Origin of the sequence: Edwardsiella hoshinae NBRC 105699 = ATCC 33379 (assembly GCF_000474215.1) — a bacterium.
GTDB classification, from domain to species: domain Bacteria; phylum Pseudomonadota; class Gammaproteobacteria; order Enterobacterales; family Enterobacteriaceae; genus Edwardsiella; species Edwardsiella hoshinae.
The window spans coordinates 90,387-108,638 of sequence record NZ_BAUC01000001.1 but is presented as its reverse complement, the minus strand read 5'-3'; the positions used below and the strand labels follow the sequence as shown (position 1 = coordinate 108,638).

General features: G+C 51.4%; 19 protein-coding genes and 1 tRNA gene. 14 read left to right on the top strand and 6 right to left on the bottom strand.

The window, feature by feature from the left end:
- Positions 1 to 485: 485 nt before the first annotated feature.
- Positions 486 to 698 (bottom strand): hypothetical protein, encoded by a 213-nt coding sequence (locus EHO01S_RS19220; protein WP_071990981.1) that lies wholly within the window; start codon positions 696 to 698, stop codon positions 486 to 488.
- 413 nt (positions 699 to 1,111) lie between these two features.
- Between EHO01S_RS19220 and EHO01S_RS00460 the strand changes: the two genes are divergently transcribed.
- Positions 1,112 to 1,543, top strand: coding sequence for a universal stress protein (locus tag EHO01S_RS00460; protein WP_024522106.1), 432 nt, complete (start codon positions 1,112 to 1,114; stop codon positions 1,541 to 1,543).
- 32 nt (positions 1,544 to 1,575) lie between these two features.
- Here EHO01S_RS00460 and EHO01S_RS00455 read toward each other — a convergent pair whose 3' ends face one another.
- Positions 1,576 to 1,920, bottom strand: coding sequence for a nitrous oxide-stimulated promoter family protein (locus EHO01S_RS00455; protein ID WP_162147373.1), 345 nt, complete (start codon positions 1,918 to 1,920; stop codon positions 1,576 to 1,578).
- Positions 1,921 to 2,394: 474 nt separating this feature from the next.
- On the opposite strand from EHO01S_RS00455, the gene yfiR reads away from it, so the two are divergent.
- The 10 genes from yfiR (at position 2,395) to EHO01S_RS00405 (ending at position 11,939) form a co-directional block, all read left to right on the top strand.
- A complete protein-coding gene (gene yfiR, locus EHO01S_RS00450) occupies positions 2,395 to 2,946 on the top strand; it encodes a regulatory sequestration protein YfiR (protein ID WP_071990980.1) in 552 nt (183 codons plus the stop codon).
- On the top strand, positions 2,915 to 4,177 hold the full coding sequence (dgcN, locus tag EHO01S_RS00445) for a diguanylate cyclase DgcN/YfiN (RefSeq protein ID WP_500778239.1): 1,263 nt from the start codon (positions 2,915 to 2,917) through the stop codon (positions 4,175 to 4,177). The genes yfiR and dgcN overlap by 32 nt, the downstream gene beginning before the upstream one ends.
- Before the next feature lie 25 nt (positions 4,178 to 4,202).
- Positions 4,203 to 4,691 carry an outer membrane lipoprotein YfiB gene (yfiB, locus tag EHO01S_RS00440; RefSeq protein ID WP_024522102.1) on the top strand — a complete coding sequence of 163 codons (489 nt, stop codon included), beginning with the start codon at positions 4,203 to 4,205 and terminating at the stop codon, positions 4,689 to 4,691.
- Positions 4,692 to 4,845: 154 nt separating this feature from the next.
- Positions 4,846 to 4,983, top strand: a complete 138-nt coding sequence (locus EHO01S_RS19125) for a hypothetical protein (protein ID WP_167352256.1) — start codon at positions 4,846 to 4,848, stop codon at positions 4,981 to 4,983.
- 108 nt (positions 4,984 to 5,091) lie between these two features.
- Positions 5,092 to 5,179 (top strand) — tRNA-Ser (locus EHO01S_RS00430).
- Positions 5,180 to 5,447: 268 nt separating this feature from the next.
- Positions 5,448 to 6,374: a fructokinase gene (gene cscK / locus EHO01S_RS00425; RefSeq protein ID WP_024522100.1), complete on the top strand. Its 927-nt coding sequence runs from the start codon at positions 5,448 to 5,450 to the stop codon at positions 6,372 to 6,374.
- A 164-nt stretch (positions 6,375 to 6,538) separates the two neighbouring features.
- Positions 6,539 to 8,062, top strand: coding sequence for a carbohydrate porin (locus EHO01S_RS00420; protein ID WP_024522099.1), 1,524 nt, complete (start codon positions 6,539 to 6,541; stop codon positions 8,060 to 8,062).
- Positions 8,063 to 8,119: 57 nt separating this feature from the next.
- Positions 8,120 to 9,490 carry a sucrose-specific PTS transporter subunit IIBC gene (locus EHO01S_RS00415; RefSeq protein WP_024522098.1) on the top strand — a complete coding sequence of 457 codons (1,371 nt, stop codon included), beginning with the start codon at positions 8,120 to 8,122 and terminating at the stop codon, positions 9,488 to 9,490.
- Positions 9,490 to 10,899, top strand: coding sequence for a sucrose-6-phosphate hydrolase (locus tag EHO01S_RS00410; protein ID WP_024522097.1), 1,410 nt, complete (start codon positions 9,490 to 9,492; stop codon positions 10,897 to 10,899). The genes EHO01S_RS00415 and EHO01S_RS00410 overlap by 1 nt, the downstream gene beginning before the upstream one ends.
- 29 nt (positions 10,900 to 10,928) lie before the next feature.
- Positions 10,929 to 11,939 (top strand): LacI family DNA-binding transcriptional regulator, encoded by a 1,011-nt coding sequence (locus EHO01S_RS00405; protein ID WP_035370129.1) that lies wholly within the window; start codon positions 10,929 to 10,931, stop codon positions 11,937 to 11,939.
- Positions 11,940 to 12,547: 608 nt separating this feature from the next.
- Here EHO01S_RS00405 and EHO01S_RS00400 read toward each other — a convergent pair.
- The 3 genes from EHO01S_RS00400 to EHO01S_RS17295 all read right to left on the bottom strand — a co-directional run bounded on the left by EHO01S_RS00400 (position 12,548) and on the right by EHO01S_RS17295 (position 13,788).
- Positions 12,548 to 12,850, bottom strand: coding sequence for a putative quinol monooxygenase (locus tag EHO01S_RS00400; RefSeq protein ID WP_024522095.1), 303 nt, complete (start codon positions 12,848 to 12,850; stop codon positions 12,548 to 12,550).
- Positions 12,851 to 12,891: 41 nt separating this feature from the next.
- Positions 12,892 to 13,287 (bottom strand): VOC family protein, encoded by a 396-nt coding sequence (locus EHO01S_RS00395; protein ID WP_024522094.1) that lies wholly within the window; start codon positions 13,285 to 13,287, stop codon positions 12,892 to 12,894.
- Between the two features lie 219 nt (positions 13,288 to 13,506).
- Positions 13,507 to 13,788, bottom strand: a complete 282-nt coding sequence (locus EHO01S_RS17295; RefSeq protein ID WP_035370128.1) for a ribbon-helix-helix domain-containing protein — start codon at positions 13,786 to 13,788, stop codon at positions 13,507 to 13,509.
- Between the two features lie 207 nt (positions 13,789 to 13,995).
- Here EHO01S_RS17295 and EHO01S_RS00390 point away from each other — a divergent pair, with 207 nt between their 5' ends.
- Entirely contained in the window at positions 13,996 to 14,478 is a 483-nt protein-coding gene (locus tag EHO01S_RS00390; protein ID WP_232238226.1) for an anti-virulence regulator CigR family protein, read from the top strand.
- A 97-nt stretch (positions 14,479 to 14,575) separates the two neighbouring features.
- Here the strand turns inward: EHO01S_RS00390 and EHO01S_RS00385 are convergent, their stop codons facing one another.
- Positions 14,576 to 15,502, bottom strand: coding sequence for a LysR family transcriptional regulator (locus tag EHO01S_RS00385; protein ID WP_024522092.1), 927 nt, complete (start codon positions 15,500 to 15,502; stop codon positions 14,576 to 14,578).
- 186 nt (positions 15,503 to 15,688) lie between these two features.
- Between EHO01S_RS00385 and EHO01S_RS00380 the strand changes: the two genes are divergently transcribed.
- Both EHO01S_RS00380 and EHO01S_RS00375 read left to right on the top strand, forming a co-directional pair.
- Complete coding sequence (locus EHO01S_RS00380) at positions 15,689 to 16,741, top strand: 4-oxalomesaconate tautomerase (RefSeq protein WP_024522091.1); 1,053 nt, start codon at positions 15,689 to 15,691, stop codon at positions 16,739 to 16,741.
- Between the two features lie 77 nt (positions 16,742 to 16,818).
- On the top strand, positions 16,819 to 18,252 hold the full coding sequence (locus EHO01S_RS00375; RefSeq protein WP_024522090.1) for an anion permease: 1,434 nt from the start codon (positions 16,819 to 16,821) through the stop codon (positions 18,250 to 18,252).

Here is an 18,252-nt window from a genome sequence, read left to right as displayed (position 1 = left end):
CCATACCCCATACCCCATACCCCATACCCCATACCCCATACCCCATACTCCGGCCCGTGGCGGGGTGCTCCTTGCCGCGTAAGCGCTAACGCCCGTGCATTTCCCCGGCGGTGAAGGCGAGGAAATACGTTCAGAGGGAGTGGACAAAAGATGATGGGAGTGTGAGCGCCATCATGTGGCGGGCTGGCGCTTTACGGACGAAAGGGTAGAGTAGGACAGGATATCCTTACGAAGGAGTTTCTCATGAAGCTGTTCAGGCAAATCCTGCGTAGCTGCCATGTCAGTTATCTGCTGAGTCTTCTGGCGTTGGTTGCCTTTGGCCCCAACGAAGCGGCGTCACCGATTACGCCGGAGAAGCCGTAAGCGCTTGGGCGTAAATGCGACCCGGCGCGGGTGACGACGTCAAGGCGCGCCAATCCCCGGCGCGATAATATATGCTAACGATGGGCGGTGTGATGACGCACCGCCCATGGCTTTGTGTCGCGCTAGGGCTGTGGCGGTTTTTCCTGCTCGTCTTCGTTGCGATAGACTTCACCGCAGAAGAGAACCGCGTTGGGACGACGTTGGTGCAGTTTGTCGATCATCTGTTGGCACTCGCGGTGCGTAGGGTATATATCTTCTGTGACAGGGAGAGCATCACAGGCATCATGGCCACATGGGCTGACCAGCAGAACAAATCCGACTAAAACATCGACCATCTATCTATCCCATTCCTCATGCTACCCGCGTAATTGCTTGGCGCGTTATCGAGTCTATTCCCAGAACAGGGATGGCTAGCATAACGGCATCGCTCGATCTGCTGTTATGTATATGGTGCTTATTATGTAGAAATTCAATCCATTATTGCTGGTAAGGGGCAAATATGTGGCCTGGCTAGCAGCATCGCCATAGTAAAACCCTCGATTACAGCGTGCGGGCGATGATCAGTGCGCTTTTTAAGGTATGGTCGGGAGAAGGCTAGGCGTTCCGACCATGATTCGTTGGTCTATCCGGTTAAAACGTTTGCGTGGTAGAAAAATGTTAACCGGCTCGATAAAACAATGATGTGCTGCCCTTTTTGCTGCGTGGAGTGCTAACATCGATCACAGGCGAATCTAACAGGAGGTTAATGATGTATAAGACGATTTTGGTTCCTGTCGATCTGGATGAGATGGTATTGACCGAGGCTGCGCTGGCCGAGGTGAAGGCCTTAGCGGCACAGGACGTCGTGCAGATCAGTTTGCTCTATGTCATGCAGGTGCCGGACTGCTCCTTGAGTCGTTTAAATAAAGAGACGCAGCGTTTCGAAGATATTTTGGCGGATGAGTGCCTGGCGAAGATGCAGACGCTCGCCGAGTCGATTCCGTTGACGGAGCCAAGCCGTATCAGTTGCCAGATCCGCAAGGGATCTATCTACGATGAGGTGCTGAAAGAGGCGCAGAAGATCGGCGCCGATCTGATCGTCATCGGTTCACGGCGGCCGAGTATGTCTACCTATTTGCTCGGCTCTAACGCGACCAAGATCGTGCGTCATGCGACGACCAGCGTCTTGGTGGTGCGCTAAGTCGCCATGCGCCGAACAGCGCGCGCACGCCGTTAGCGCGGCTCGCGCCGTTTGCGTTCGGGGAGCGCAGGCACCGGGCGCCGATCATCGTGCAGATGGCGGAGGGTCAGGATAGGGTGACGCCATAGCATGCGCGGCCCGGCCCAACGCATGATCGCCTTCATCTCTTCCCGTTTCGCCGGCTGGTAGCAATGGATGGGGCATTGTTTACAGGCGGGCTTTTGCTCGCCAAAAGGGCACCGATCCAGACGCGCGCAAGCATATTGATAGAGCTGCTGATAGTGTGACGGTTCGGCCAGCGCCGCCGGGGCGGACGATTGATACAGCGCGATCATGCGTTGGATTGTGAGTTTCTCACGTTGTAGCCGTTTTCCCATTATTCACCCCTTCTGGACGCGTGTGGCACCCGCTGCCGATAACTTGCTGCCCCTTGGCGTACGGGCGCTGCGTGCCGCTTAGTGAGACATATCTATAATAACGGTTGTAGCGCGATCTTGTTAAGCGGATTACGCCTAGATTGGCTTGCGACAGTAAACGATCATCCCTAGTATCTATTTTCCCGTATACGCACGGCGTGGTGAAAGAATAGCGTAGCGATTTCATTTTTCCTAATCGGCGGAGGAGAGTCGCTTGCTCGTGTGCCGCCTATCCGGCGCTGATGTGTGTCGGGGATATTCGGTTTTATGGTATTGTCGTTTCCCATGATAAAGAAAAATCCTACTTTTTACTTGTGTACTTTTTTTAAACTTAATGGTTTCATCCTCGGGCGGATGGCCTAGTGGCAGGGAGAATAGCCCTGGTTTCATAGAGATAAAATGGGGATTGATTGAGCCTGTTGCATGAATTTCACAATGTATCATCCGCTTAAATACGTGATCGCGGCTATGTTGGGCTGTTGTCTCGGTTTTGAGCTCTTTTGTGCGCCGGCGCATGCAGTGAGCGGCGTGCAATGGGATGACAACCTACAGCAGCAACGAGAGCGGGATGTGGCCCGCATCGTGACCGGGATGATCAGCTTTACGCGCTGGCGTACCGCGTCGCCGCCGATCCGTTTATGCATCATTCCACCGACACGCTTTGCCCGTCAGTTATTGTCTATGCCGGCGACACCACAGCTTAGCGTGCGCGAGGTGGACTTTACGCCGCAGGCTATTTTGCAGCAGTGCGATGCCGTTTATTACGGTGATGTCACCCCTGATCAGCAACAGTCTGTGGTTGGTTTGCTACAGGGAAAAAGTTTGTTAACCATCGCGGAAAATAACCGTGAATGCAGTAAAGGCAGTGCGTTTTGCCTGCAATTGGGGAAGCAGAGCATCAACTTTAAGTTGAATTTGGATACGCTGGCGCGCAGCAACATACAGGTAAACCCCAATGTGCTGCTCTTGGCAGAGAAAAAAGGGTAACAGGGTGAAACGCTTATTTTCCAAGAGAGTCAGCTCGCATCGGACTCGCCCGACATTACGGCGTATGTTTCAGCGTATTCATTTGATGATTATCGCCGTTACGTTATTATTGGCCGGGATTCCACTATCGTTATTATCACTATTCACACTGCGTAGTTATGCAGAACATAATCTGCATTTGGTGGCGATGACCATCAGTTATACCAGCGAGGCGGCGGTGGTATTTAATGATAAGAGTGCTGCACTGGATGCGCTAAACATGATCGCCAAGCATGAACAGATCGCCGAGGCGACGATTAGTAATGCGCAACATCAAGTCTGGGTACGCTGGCAGTCGCCGGCGCCGTCCAATGAGCGGGTGAATCGTCTGCTGCGTGGTTGGCTGTTGCCGAGTGCGGTCACGGGGCCCATCGAACACAAAGGCCAACTGATCGGTTATGTTTCCCTGAAGGCCGACGGCGCGATGCTGGTGCATTTCTTGGGGTATGTTCTCTTGGGTATGCTGTGTTGTCTGATTTTGATTGCCTTGCTCTCGCTCTGTCTGGTGCAGCGCATGCATACCGGTATCGTGGATGAGTTATATGCCATCGCCAAGGTAGCGCGCCAGGTTCGCGAGCGGCGGACCTATTCGCTGCGTGTTCCCCATTCGCAGATAGCTGAGATTGAAGAGTTAAGCCGAGGATTTAACAGCCTACTGATGGAGGTGGAGTCACAGCATGACTCGCTAGTGAATGAAAATGGGGTATTGAGCTATAAGGCACTGCATGACCCATTGACCGGTTTGCCGAATCGAACCTGTTTCATGAATATGCTGGAGAGCTTTGACCTACAGCAGGAGCAGGTCTGTGTGATGTTTTTGGATGGCGATGGGTTTAAGAGTATCAACGACAGTTGGGGGCATGCCGCGGGCGATCGGGTCTTAATCGAGGTGGCTCATCGTCTAAGCCAACAGATTCGGAAAACGGATATGGTGGCGCGTTTGGGTGGCGATGAGTTTGCCATTCTATTGCGTAATATCGAACATAGCCGTGAGGCGGAGCGGGTCGCCAACGGGATACTCCGGGCGGTCCCGCAGCCGATCACCCTGGCCAATGGAGTGCAGGTTAGTATGACTTTTAGCATCGGTTTTACCTTCTCTTCGCCCGCGAGTCAGCTCAATGAACTGCTGGAGCGGGCGGATAGTGCCATGTACCAGAGCAAACAGCGGGGTGGTGGCTGGAGTATCGGTTAGTCACGAAAAATAATAAGGAATAGATATGGTAACAACAAAGCGTGTGGTGTGGGTTGTCGGCTTGCTGCTCGCCGGCTTGATGCTGAGTGGTTGTCAACGTAAGGAAACTTTTTCAGCGCAGCAGGTGGCGGTTTTACAGCAACAAGGCTTTATCCAAGGGGCGGACGGGTGGAGTTTCGGCATATCAGAAAAGGTGTTGTTCGGCAATAACCAGTTTGTTTTGCGACCAGAGAGTCAGGCGCATGTAGCGGAGATTGGCCGGGCGTTATCCCAGGTTGCTATCTTGCATGCCCGCCTAGACGGCTACACCGATAACTACGGGACGGATGCCTACAATCAACAGTTGTCGCTGAAGCGAGCCAATAAGGTGGCGGATGCCCTAGCTAGCGGCGGCATGCCGCGGGCGAATCTCATCACGCGCGGCAGAGGAAAAAGTGACCCGATTGCCGATAATGCGACTCGTCAGGGCCGCGCGGAAAACCGGCGGGTCGCCATCGTCATCCAGGCACCTTGAGCGCGGCCAACTGAGGTAGGAATGGGCGATTTACGGTCTTATTCTTCCGCTTTACAGCGAACGGCAAATCCTCCGGCAACTTTACATTACTCATACATATGTTGAAGCCGACGGGTATAGGCTTTATCTGAAATATGTTGCTGAGGAGGCGCGGATGAATAGCAGAAGAGTACAGGTAGCCCGCTGTGTAGCGAAATATGCCTTGGCTAGCCATAGTGCCAGCCGCTGGAATATCGCGATGAAGATGCTTAAGGCCTCCCTCATCGGTCTCCAGACAGGGCCACGACGTTGAAAGGGCGTACACGAAGAGAACGCATCGCTCATTTGCTAGCCGATTGAGTAAAAAGATGATTTTAGGGCTGGACAAGGAACTCAGAGCCGATTAATATCCTCAGCCATTGGAAGGATGGCCGAGTGGTTTAAGGCAACGGTCTTGAAAACCGTCGAGTGTAACAGCTCCCAGAGTTCGAATCTCTGTCCTTCCGCCAAATTCAAAGGCCACGCTGGTAACAGCGTGGCCTTTTTGCTATGCCGTTTCCAGCTGACTTAGCCGCGATGTCCGCTACCATAGCGGCCTGTGCGCTCATTTTATTACCTGTGGGGGGAGCGGCCTGGCGCACGCATCAGCCCTTTTGTCTAGGCCCGCGAGAGTGGCAATCAGTGCAGTCGATCGCGATTGTAAAGATATATCGCTTGCCATCTCTTTTATGATTTAATAGCTAAACCGATTTAGTTTTGTTTAGCATGAGGCCGATGATGAATAATAAAGTGTGGGTGTTGGGCGATGCCGTGGTGGATCTCCTACCGGATGCGGCGGAGGGCCGTTTGATTCAGTGTCCGGGCGGCGCTCCGGCGAATGTCGCTGTCGGTGTGGCCCGTTTAGGCGGAAACAGTGCGTTTATTGGCCGAGTCGGGGACGATCCTTTTGGTCGCTTCCTGCGCACTACCTTGGCGGCGGAGCATGTCGACGTACAACATATGCAGAGTGACCCTGAACGACGCACCTCCACGGTGGTGGTCTCCTTGGATGATGAGGGGGAGAGAACCTTTACCTTTATGGTGCAGCCTAGCGCCGATCTATTTTTGCAACCCTGTGATCTGCCTAACTTCCAGGCCGATGAGTGGCTGCATGTTTGCTCGATTGCACTGAGCGCCGAACCCAGTCGCAGTACCACCTTCCTGGCGATGGAGCGTATTCGCCAGGCGGGGGGGCGCGTCAGTTTTGACCCGAATATTCGCCACGATCTCTGGCAGAGTGAGGCGATGTTACGCACCTGCTTACAGCGGGCATTGTGTTTGTCTAACGTCGTCAAGCTCTCGGAGGAGGAGTTGATCTTTATCAGCGGCACCCCAGAGTTAGCACTGGGAATGGCGCAACTGGCCGAGATGTATCCGTTCGATCTCCTGCTCGTGACCCAGGGTAAGGCGGGAGTCCAGGTCTATTTTCACGGTGAAATCATCCACTTTACGACGCGCCCGGTTATCAGTATTGATACCACTGGTGCCGGTGATGCGTTTGTCGCCGGCATCCTCTCTGGACTCGCGTTACAGGGTATCCCTCAAACGCTCCAGCAACTGACACCGATCATCGACCGTGCCCAAACCTGTGGCGCGATGGCGACGACGGCGAAGGGCGCGATGACGGCGTTGCCCTATCTGACAGATATTCTGGCACAGGCGTAGGTATGTAGGCGTTTTATGCACATCGGTTAAATTTGCTGCACTGATCACAATACCTAAACCGGTTTAGCAAAATAAATTGCACGCTACTAAATATCATTTAATATCGCTGTTAAACCGGTTTAGCAGATAATAAAGTGCAACGATAATGATGGGGTGTGATAATAATGCATAAAAAGTATACGATTGGTGTGATGGTCGGTTTGCTTTCCGCAACTGGTGCGCTACCCGTAAAGGCGCAAACCAATTTTAGTAGCATCGAGGCGCGCTTAGCGCAGCTAGAGCAGCGTCTGCAAGTGGCTGAGACGCGTGCGCAAGTGGCCGAGAAGCGGGCTAATGTCGCCGAACAACAGGTTCACCAACTGGCAGCGAAACAGCAATTGACTCAGGTGACGACACAGCGTGTTGAACGCAGGACGTCACAATTGGAGAAAAAGGCCGATGAGACAAATGGTTTTGAGTTTCACGGTTACGCCCGCTCTGGGCTGTTGATGAATGACGCCGGCTCCAGCAGTAAGAGCGGTCCTTATCTGACTCCCGCCGGTGAAACCGGTGGGGCGGTGGGGCGGTTGGGCAACGAAGGTGATACCTATGTCGAAGCCAGTCTGGAACATAAGCAGCGCTTGGCCAATGGCGCGCGTACCCGTTTTAAAGTCATGCTCGCCGACGGACAGAAAAACTATAATGATTGGACGGCGGATTCGAGTGATCTGAATGTGCGCCAGGCCTTTGCCGAGTTGAAAGATTTACCGGATCTCAGCGGCCCATTTAAACATAGTGTCATCTGGGCGGGGAAACGGTTTGACCGCGATAATTATGATATTCACTGGTTGGACAGCGATGTCGTTTTTCTGGCGGGAACCGGCGGCGGTATTTACGATGTCCATCTGACGCAGTCTATGCGTAGTAACTTTTCCATCTATGGGCGTAATTTTGGCGAAGTCGAGGATGTGAATAATAACGCCCAAGATTATATTCTGACGATGAATCACTTCATCGGGCCGTTCCAGTTTATGTTGAGTGGGTTGCGGGCGAAAGACAATAATGGACGCAAAGATGCCAATGGCGATTTAATCCAGCCTGGAGCGGCTAACCATGGGGTGCATATGCTACTCGGTCTGCATCAAGACAGTTTTTATGGTTTCCGGGAAGGTTTAGCAAAAAGTGCATTGTTGTATGGACATGGCTTAGGGGCCGAGGTGAAAGGGATCGGCTCGGATGGTGCCTTGCTATCCGAGGCCAATACCTGGCGTTTGGCGACTTATGGCGTGACGGCCTTGGGCCATGGTTGGCATATCGCCCCGGCGATCATTGCGCAAAACAGTAAAAATCGCTATGTCAAAGGCGATAACTATACTTGGGCTACCATAAATGCGCGTTTGATTAAAGAAGTGAGCCAGAATTTTGCGTTAGCCTTTGAAGGCACCTATCAATACATGGATCTTAAGCCACAAGGGTATAAGGCACGAGAGGCGGTCAATGGCAGTTTCTATAAACTGACGTTTGCGCCGACATTGAAGGCGGGAAGTGTCGGCGACTTCTTTAGCCGACCCGAATTACGCGTGTTTGCCACCTGGATGGACTGGAACCACAAGCTAGATCGTTATGCGTCTGATGATGCCTTCGGCAGCAATGGTTTTAGCGCCGGAGGAGAATGGAATTTCGGTGTGCAAATGGAAACTTGGTTTTAATTTGTAATAATCCGCCGTGTTCGAATCAGAACATGCATAAAAAATTGTGAGGGTGTTATGAATTTTGATAATGTCGCCAGGGAATTAATTCCCTTGTTGGGCGGGAAAGAAAATATAGCCAGTGCCGCACACTGCGCTACTCGGCTAAGACTGGTGTTGGTCGATGACAGTTTAGCGAAGCAAAAAGAGATTACCCATGTCGAGGGGGTGAAAGGGTGCTTTCACAATGCGGGGCAGATACAAATTATATTTGGCACGGGTGTCGTTAATAAAGTTTATGCTGCTTTTATTCAGGCGGCGGGGATCAGTGAGGCGAGCAAGTCGGAAGCTGCGACGATTGCCGCGCAAAAACTCAATCTATTCCAGCGAATTGCCCGCTTATTATCGAATATTTTCGTTCCGATCATCCCGGCGATTGTTGCCTCGGGGCTGCTGATGGGGGTATTAGGGCTGGTTAAAACCTATCATCTGGTCAACCCGAACAATGCGACCTATATTATTCTGGATATGTGCAGTTCGGCAGCTTTTATCATTTTGCCGATCTTGATCGGTTTTACCGCCGCTCGCGAGTTTGGCAGCAATCCCTATCTGGGGGCGACCTTGGGGGGAATTTTGACTCACCCCGCGCTCACCAATGCTTGGGGGATCGCCGCCGGCTACCATACCATGAATTTTTTTGGCTTAGAGATCGCCATGATCGGTTATCAAGGAACCGTGTTCCCGGTATTGCTGGCCGTTTGGTTCATGAGTGTGGTAGAGAAAAGGCTGCATAAAATGGTTCCCGATGCCTTGGATCTGATCATTACTCCATTCCTTACGGTGGTGATTTCTGGATTTATGGCATTATTGCTCATCGGGCCTGTCGGTCGTATGTTGGGCGATGGCATCTCCTTCGCACTGACGACCTTGATAAGCCATGCCGGCTGGCTTGCTGGATTATTATTCGGTGGACTTTACTCGGTCATCGTCATTACCGGTATTCATCACAGTTTTCATGCTATCGAGGCGGGATTGTTAGGCAATCCGGCCATTGGGGTTAACTTTTTACTGCCGATTTGGTCCATGGCAAACGTTGCCCAGGCGGGGGCATGTATGGCGGTTTGGTTTAAAACGAAAGATGCTAAAGTCAGAGCGATCGTGGTGCCTTCGGCGTTTTCTGCCATGTTAGGGATTACGGAGGCGGCTATCTTTGGTATTAACCTGCGGTTTGTTAAGCCCTTTATTGCAGCGTTGATCGGCGGGGCACTCGGTGGGGCGTGGGTCGTTTCGCTACATGTTTATATGACCGCCGTTGGCCTAACGGGGATCCCCGGGATTGCGATTGTTCAGGCCAGCTCAGTGTTGAACTATCTGATCGGAATGGTGCTTGCCTTTAGTGCCGCTTTCATTATTTCACTGCTGCTTAAATACAAAACGGAGAGCGAATAATGTCACGCTATTCACCTCTTCCAGCGATACTACAGGCGGTGATGCGACGACAATCGTCGGCTCTGCACGATCGCTATTATCCGCGCTGGCATCTTGCTCCGGTGTGTGGACTGATGAATGATCCCAATGGCTTTATCTGGTTTGCCGGGCGCTATCATCTTTTTTATCAATGGAATCCATTAGATTGTAACCACAAATATAAATGCTGGGGACACTGGTCATCGTTGGACTTGGTCGAATGGCAACATGAACCTATCGCACTATTGCCCGACGAGACCTATGACCGTAACGGATGTTACTCGGGCAGTGCGCTGGATAATCACGGAACCTTGACGCTGTGCTATACCGGTAATGTGAAGTTTCCAGACGGCGGTCGAACCGCTTGGCAATGTCTGGCGGTCGCGGAAGCGACGGGCGAGTTTAAGAAATTGGGCCCGGTGTTAGCTCAGCCAGAAGGGTATACCGGCCATGTCCGTGACCCTAAAGTGTGGCGGCATGGCGCGTCTTGGTACATGGTACTGGGCGCCCAAGACGTGGCGTTACGCGGTAAGGTCTTACTTTTTACCTCGCCTGACCTGCAACACTGGCAATTGCTGGGTGAGATTGCCGGGAATGGGATTAACGGTTTACCGGACTCAAGTTATATGTGGGAGTGTCCCGATCTGTTCGCCTTGGATGGGCAGCATGTTTTGTTGGGCTGCCCTCAAGGGATAAAACCGGAGGCGACACGCTATCTGAATCCCCATGCCTGCGTTTGGCTGGCCGGTGACTTAGATTATGCGACGGGGCGTTATACCAGCGGCGCATATCATGAGGTCGATGCCGGATTTGAGTTTTATGCTCCGCAGACTACGCTGAGTCCAGATGGTCGACGTTTACTGGTGGGCTGGATGGGGGTGCCGGATGGTGAAGAGCAGCAACAGCCGACGGTTCAGCAGGGATGGCTGCATCAGATGACCTGTCCGCGCGAACTCCGCCTGCGTAATGGGCATCTCTACCAACAACCTGCCCGAGAATTGCAACGCTTACGTCAGGAGGCGCAGCAATGGCACGGGTGTGCACAACAAGCGCCGCAGCTGGCGGCGCAGCGTATCGAATTGATGCTGAGCACAACCGGGCCTATCGGCATCGATTTCGCCGGAGTGATGTGGTTGGAGCTGGAGGACAACGTGATTCGGTTGATCCGCCGTAGTCTGGCCGATAATACTGAGCAGATCCGCTATTGGCATGGCGCGGTTCATGCTTTGCATATCCTTTGTGACCATTCGAGCGTAGAGATCTTCATCAATGATGGTGAGGGCGTGATGAGTAGTCGTTATTTTCCCCCCAGCTCGGCCAGGTTAACGATAACCGGTAGCGCTGACATCGCATTACGTTACTGGTCTCTGCGATCCTGCATGGTAAAATAGCCGCTTGGGTCAGGGATATCAGGAACAGTATTGTGGGAAGAACGAAACGCGTTACGATTAAAGACATCGCGGAGCTGGCTGGCGTATCAAAAGCGACGGCGAGTTTGGTTCTCAATGGCCGAGGGAAAGAGCTGCGCGTTGCCGCGGAAACCCGAGAGCGCGTGCTGCGCATCGCGCAGCAGGAGCACTACCAGCCGAGCATCCATGCCCGCTCGCTACGGGATAATCGTAGTCACACCATTGGGCTGGTGGTGCCGGATATTACCAACTATGGTTTCGCCGTATTCTCTCACGAACTGGAAATGTTGTGTCGTGAGGCTGGGGTGCAATTGTTGATATCGTGCACTGATGAGAATCCGGCGCAGGAGACGATGGTGGTCAATAACTTGATCGCGCGTCAGGTCGATGGGCTGATCGTCGCCTCCAGTATGTTGAACGATACCGATTATCAGCGGATCACGAATCAGTTACCTGTGGTACTCTTTGATCGCCATATTAACGGCAGCCAACTTCCCCTGGTGATCACGGATTCGATCACTTCCACGGCCGCCTTGGTGGCCGATATCGCCGCGCAACATAGCGACGAATTCTATTTTCTTGGCGGTCAATCGCGCTTATCACCGACCTGCGATCGCCTCGCGGGATTCCGCCAAGGGCTACAGCAGGCGGGCGTAGAGCTACGTCCCGAGTGGATTATTCACGGCAGCTACCATCCGAGCTCCGGCTATGAGATGTTTGCCGCCTTATGTGCCCGTCTGGGACGTCCTCCGAAGGCCTTATTTACCGCTGCGTGCGGTCTGCTGGGGGGAGTGCTGCGTTACATGAGCCAGTATAATTTGTTGGACAGTAACATCCATCTGGCCAGTTTCGACGATCACTACCTCTACGATTCACTGTCAGTTCGCATTGACACTATCCAGCAGGATAACCGCCAATTGGCTTACCACTGTTTCGACTTGATCAGCCAGTTAATCGATGGGGTTGCTCCCCCGTCATTGCAACGCTATCTCCCAGGGACAATACAGAAGCGTCATCAATAACCGCTACTGGCGCGCCGCGTAACAGGGTCACGGCGCGAGGAGGAGGCCGCGCCATGCCAGGCGAGGCGGCAGGTGCAACATAGCGATGGCGCTCGCCTCGGTAACCTCTATCGCTAGCCTAGGGAGCCGGCTGACGGTCACGATGCCCGAATACGCGGCATTCCAGCGTATGAACCAGCCATTTCCTTTCCGTTTCTGCGCGGTTAAGTAAAGCCGGGGAGTGTTCGCCTTTTATGATCGTCAAAAGAACGTTATTGCCTGCGTTGGCCGGGATGGGGGCCATGCTGATCGCCAACTATCTTCTGTTCTGAATTGCGCACGTTCCTGACGGATAATCGTGAAATACGCCAATCGGGAGCCAGAATAGCGGCCACGGGGGACGCATTGACTGAAGCGCGGTACATGAGGTTAGTCATCGCCTTGAGGCGCGTTGTCCGTCGTGTCCTAGTCGGTGGCGGTGTAATACCCCAGGGAAATGGGGCCATCCCTGGGGAAAAATGCGGTGTCTCACCACCCTAAATGACCGCTAAGTCATGTCACCGAGCGGTGGTTGCCAGTAAGCACAAGATAGCGCGATATGGGCTAGTGTCGCCGGTAAAACTTATGCTTTATACTGATGCCGCGGGCTCGACTTGTTTGAAAAATTGAATATCAGGATCCTTCTCCACGATCCCCTGTATCTCATTGAGTAGTGAGATAAAATAAGGCATTTTGCAATGATGGTCGAACGCGTCCTGATCGATAAATTGCTCTTGGAATACCAATATATGGGATTGCTTGGCATCTTCATATAAACAGTAGCGTACGCAGCCAGCTTCTTGTCTACTGACTTTGACCATCTTCAATAAGATATCACGCAGAATAGCCTGTTTGCCTTGCTTGGCCGTGAAGGTCGCCGTTAAATTAATCATCTTTACTCCTTTGTTAAATTGCCGTTAGGACGGGCTTACGATTAGTGATATCTACCGCCTGTTTCGATAAATTCGATTTGGTAGCCATCGGGGTCACTGATAAAGAAAAACTTTGCCAAGATTTCTCCTTGGTGATGAAATACCTTAATCTCTCCCGGCATTAATCCCATAGCCAATAATGCAGCATGGCTAGCGTTGATATCCTCAACGCTGACGGCGAGATGCCCATAGCCTGAACCATGAGAATAAGGCGTTGACCGCGCTGTGTTATAGGTTAGCTCCAGTTCAAAGTTATTCTCGGCATTGGCGAGATAGACAAGAGAAAAATCGTCAAAATCACACTGTTGTTGCACCGAGAGTTGTAGTGCTTGACCATAGAATTTAATTGACTGGGACAAGTCAAAAACTCGAATCATTGTATGTATCATTTTCGCCATGATGCGTGCTCCAGCTGTTCGTTATGTCTATAAGATAAAGGCACGCCGTTGACTAAGGGTAGTAGCTATTTACTACCCGCGTTTTTTTGTGAATGACGAGGACGGGAAGAAACGACAACGGCGTGTGTATTCCCCCCGTCGTTAAACGGTGGCAGGATCTTAGTGCAGATGATGATGTCGTGGATGGGGCGTGAGGTTGCCGCTTGAGCGTTGCCAGCCTTATGCCGCGCTAACTTGACCGAGGGTATTTTCGAGATGTATAAGGCATGAACAGCGGAGCAGTGAGGAAAAGTTTTTCATATCAATCTGGTGATCTAAGGCCTCCATATAGAGCTTGGAGATAAACTGCCCTAACGTTTTCTCCTGCGTGCTAGCGAGATTTTCCAATATTTCCCAGAACTTATTTTCTAGACGTATACTGGTGACATGGCCACAGATCCGTAGCGAACGGGCACTACTGGTATAATTAAAAGGATTCTGTCCAGAAAAAACCGTACACATAAAATAGCCTCTAAGGTTAACTCTGCTAACTATAGCATAGCCGTCGCTTATCCCGTAGTACTCCAGTACTACGCAGATCAGGCCACCGCACTAGCTCAGATGTTTCCGATTTGTCTGACGCGTAACGACGCAGAGGGCAGGTCAGTGAGTTATTCACTGATAAAATGAATTTAGACAGGTAACCTCTGTGCAATGGGAGCGTAAACGATGAGTAAAGTGAGCATGGCGATGGCACTGGTGGTATTGCTAGGCAGTGGGGTCAGTTTGCCACTGTCGGTCAGCGCCGGACAGGGTAGCGACAAGAGTCATGGCAATGGTCATGGACATGGTCGCGGCAATATCGAGCGGTATGATACATGGCGCGATCTTGGCGGGGGGCGGCAACCAGGTAACTCAGAGAAAGGTTCTGCCCGAAATCAGGCTGGCAGCGTCGATTGGCATGACTTTCGCCGTCAGAGTCGGTTATTGGGGAGCGCGAGCTATAAGCCTTTACCTCCAGGGATCGCCAAGCAACTGGCCAAGGGAAAACCTCTCCCTCCGGGGATCGCCAAGCAGGTGCTACCTGCACGCCTTGCTCGTCTGTTACCGCACTATCCGGGGCGCGAGTGGATCATCGTCGGCAAGGACTTGGTCTCGGTGATCAGCGGGAGCGCCATCATCGCCGAGATTATTCGCCATGCGTTCGATTGAGTCCCGATGCGCCGCTCATCGTCAGAGATGCGGCCAGCAGCGCAATCGCCTAGACAGTTGTGCAGGTCACGGGGTGCGTTCGTACACGTTGAGCGGGCTAATGCTCGACAATATTGGTCCATAGACTCTCTTGATCATCGGTCCATAGCGTAAGCAGTAATGCAAAGAACTGCTCTGCTGCCGGCGAGAGTACTGACGCTTTGCGGCGAATAATGCCCAGGGTACGGCGGATAACTGGCTCGACGAGTGGAATGCCGATGAGCGTGGCATGCGGTGTCTGTGGCATCGCCAGCCCGGGCAGCGCTGAGATCCCCAGACCGGCCTCGACGAGGCCAAGGGAGGTCGATAAATGGCGAACCTCGTAAAACCACTCCAGTTTCCAGGGTTTATCAGCCAGCTTTTGTTCTATCAATAGCCGATTACCGCTGGAGGCGCGCACCCCGATCAACTTATAGTCCATCAGTGCCTGCCATTCAACTAACTGCTTTTGGGCCAATGGATGATCTCGCCGGCAGGCGAGCACAAAGGGTTCATTGACGAGTGGGGTAAAATCAATGGATGAATTTGTGACATTGTTCATGTTTATTCCAAAGTCGACTTCGTTGCATAGGACCGATTCCATGCAATCATGTGTTCCTTGCTCCAGAATTCGTACTTTAATATTAGGATACAACTCATTAAATTTACCGATCGCCAAAGGTAAAAAATAGAAGACAGCGGTTGGTACGCAGGATAAGGTCACCGTACCACGGTGATAGGCGTTCATGTTACTAATGTTAAATAACGTTTCATCAAATTTTTTTATTATCTCTTTGGCCTCCGGCAGTAGCATTTTCCCCACAGTGGTTAAGGTGACATGACGCGTGGTTCTCTCGAACAGTTGGACATGTAAATCGTCCTCCATCTTCTGTATGCGTCGCGTTAATGCGGGTTGGGTAATGTTAAGTGCTTTGGCTGTATTGTTAAACGATGCAGACTCGGCCAGCATCACAAATGCCTTCATGCTCGATAAATCATGCTTCATTATCACTCCTGGAAACGACCCCGTTGTTTTTGCCGCACCTGATACACGAGGCTGAAAATAGTTTAATGCTTTTTATTGAGAGTAAATTAATAAAATAAAGACATCAATCTTTCAATTAAAGTCATTAGTGTGTTGTTACTCTTAATGTAACCATAACGGGAGATATCCTAAGTAGAGGGCGTAGTGATGAAAAGCATACCTTGCGTTATGATGCGGGGAGGAACTTCACGTGGGGCATTTCTGTTAGCGGAGCATTTGCCTACAGATCAAAAACAGCGTGATGACATGTTGATAACAATTATGGGCTCGGGTAATGAATTGGAGATAGATGGTATCGGTGGCGGAAATCCACTTACTAGCAAAGTCGCCATTATTAGTCATTCCGCCGATCCTAGTGCTGATGTTGATTATCTATTTGCTCAGGTATTAGTCCGCGAGCGGCGTGTTGATACCACACCGAATTGCGGCAATATGTTATCTGCGGTGGGCGCGTTTGCTATTGAACAGGGGCTAGTGACACCCACGATACCGACTACCCGGGTACGTATTCGCAATGTTAATACTGCCACCTATATCGAAGCCGATGTGCAGACGCCACAGGGTGTTGTCCAGTATGAGGGGAATGTGAGCATCGATGGTGTGCCGGGAAGTGCAGCTCCGGTGGCGTTAACTTTTATGAATGCTGCCGGGTCCAAAACCGGGAAAATGTTCCCTAGCGGTAATTCAATCGATTATTTCGATAATATTCCAGTGACCTGTATCGATATGGCGATGCCGTTGGTGATTATTCCTTCGGCGTATCTGGGTAAAACTGGATATGAATTGCCTGCCGATTTGGATGAGGATAAAGATTTATTAGCGCGAATCGAATCTATCCGCCTACAGGCGGGGAGGGCGATGGGGCTGGGGGATGTCAGTAATAAAGTAATTCCCAAACCCGTATTGATTTCATCAGCGCTAAGAGGTGGTACGATCAATGCGCGTTATTTTATGCCGCACAACTGTCACCGGGCCTTGGCGATTACTGGGGCGATTGGGCTTGCCACGAGTTGTCTTGTGCCTGACTGTGTCACTCGGCAAGTTACCTCAACGATCGGCTATGGCGCAATCAGTATTGAGCATCCAACCGGAGCCCTGGATGTCTATCTGACTAATGATGGGCAGGATCTCACCACACTTCGTGCCTCAGTGATCCGTACTGCCAGAAAAATCTTTGCCGGTGAGGTTTATCTTCCTTGATGAGCGCTTGGCTGGTGCTGTGAGTAGGAGAGCAGAACAAGGACGGTTAAATCTATATTGATATCTAAGGATTCACCGTGAATAAAAAACATTTATGGCAGCTAATGGTAATGTTAGCGGTTCCATGTGTTATTGGGATGATGCCAGTCCCGGCAGGGTTAACTATGCTGGCTTGGCTATTGTTTGGTATTTATTTGGCGGCAATCGTTGGCTTAGTGCTTAAGCCCTTTCCTGAGCCTGTAGTATTATTACTCGCCTTGGCCGCCTCAATGCTGGTTGTGGGGCATCTATCTGCTGGAGAGTTTAAAACTACCGCGGTATTGAGTGGTTATACATCTGGGACAACTTGGCTGGTATTCTCAGCATTTACCTTAAGTGCTGCGTTTGTTACCACCGGTTTAGGTAAACGCATTGCCTATCATTTGATTGGTAAAATCGGCCATACCACCTTGGGTTTGGGCTACGTCACGGTATTTCTCGACTTGGTGCTGGCACCGGCGACCCCCTCCAATACTGCCCGAGCAGGCGGCATCGTGCTACCGATCATCAACAGTGTGGCGCTGGCCCTGGGATCCGAACCGGAAAAAAGTCCACGCCGTATCGGCCATTATCTGATGATGTCGGTGTATATGGTCACCAAAACAACCAGTTATATGTTTTTTACCGCAATGGCGGGGAATATTCTGGCGCTGAAAATGATCAGCGACATTCTCCATCTACAAATTAGCTGGGGAGGGTGGGCACTAGCAGCCTGTGTACCAGGGCTAGTGATGTTGCTGCTGGTGCCATTGATTATTTATATCCTGTATCCTCCCGAAATTAAAAAAGTAGATAATAAGACAATCGCTAAAGCCGGTCTGACAGAACTTGGCGCGATGAAAAACAGTGAAAAAATGCTACTCGGTGTATTCATCCTGGCATTGTTAGGTTGGATTTTTAGTAAGCCGTTGGGGATCGCTCCTGCCACCGTCGCCTTGCTCGCTATGGCAATTATGCTGTTGTTAGGGATAGTCACTTGGGACGATGTAGTAAAAAACAAAGGAGGCTGGAATACATTGATTTGGTATGGCGGCATTATCGGCCTAAGTTCGATGTTAACAAAGGTACACTTCTTTGATTGGTTGGCAGATCTCTTTAGAAATCATCTGGCTTTCTCCGGACATGGCCATATTGCATTTTTCGCTATTGTCTTCATGAGTCTTGCCTCCCGTTATTTCTTTGCTTCTGGTAGTGCATATATTGTTGCGATGCTACCGGTTTTTGCCATGCTAGCGAATGTTTCTGGCGCCCCTGTGATGTTAACTGCTTTGGCATTACTCTTCTCCAGCTCCTATGGTGGAATGGTTACTCACTATGGTGGTGCGGCGGGGCCAGTCATTTTCGGTGTGGGTTATAACGACATTAGATCATGGTGGACTGTCGGAGCCCTACTGACATTATTAACCTTTTTGGTGCATATGACTCTCGGAGTTTGGTGGTGGAGTCAGTTGATTAGCTGGAACCTGCTGTAA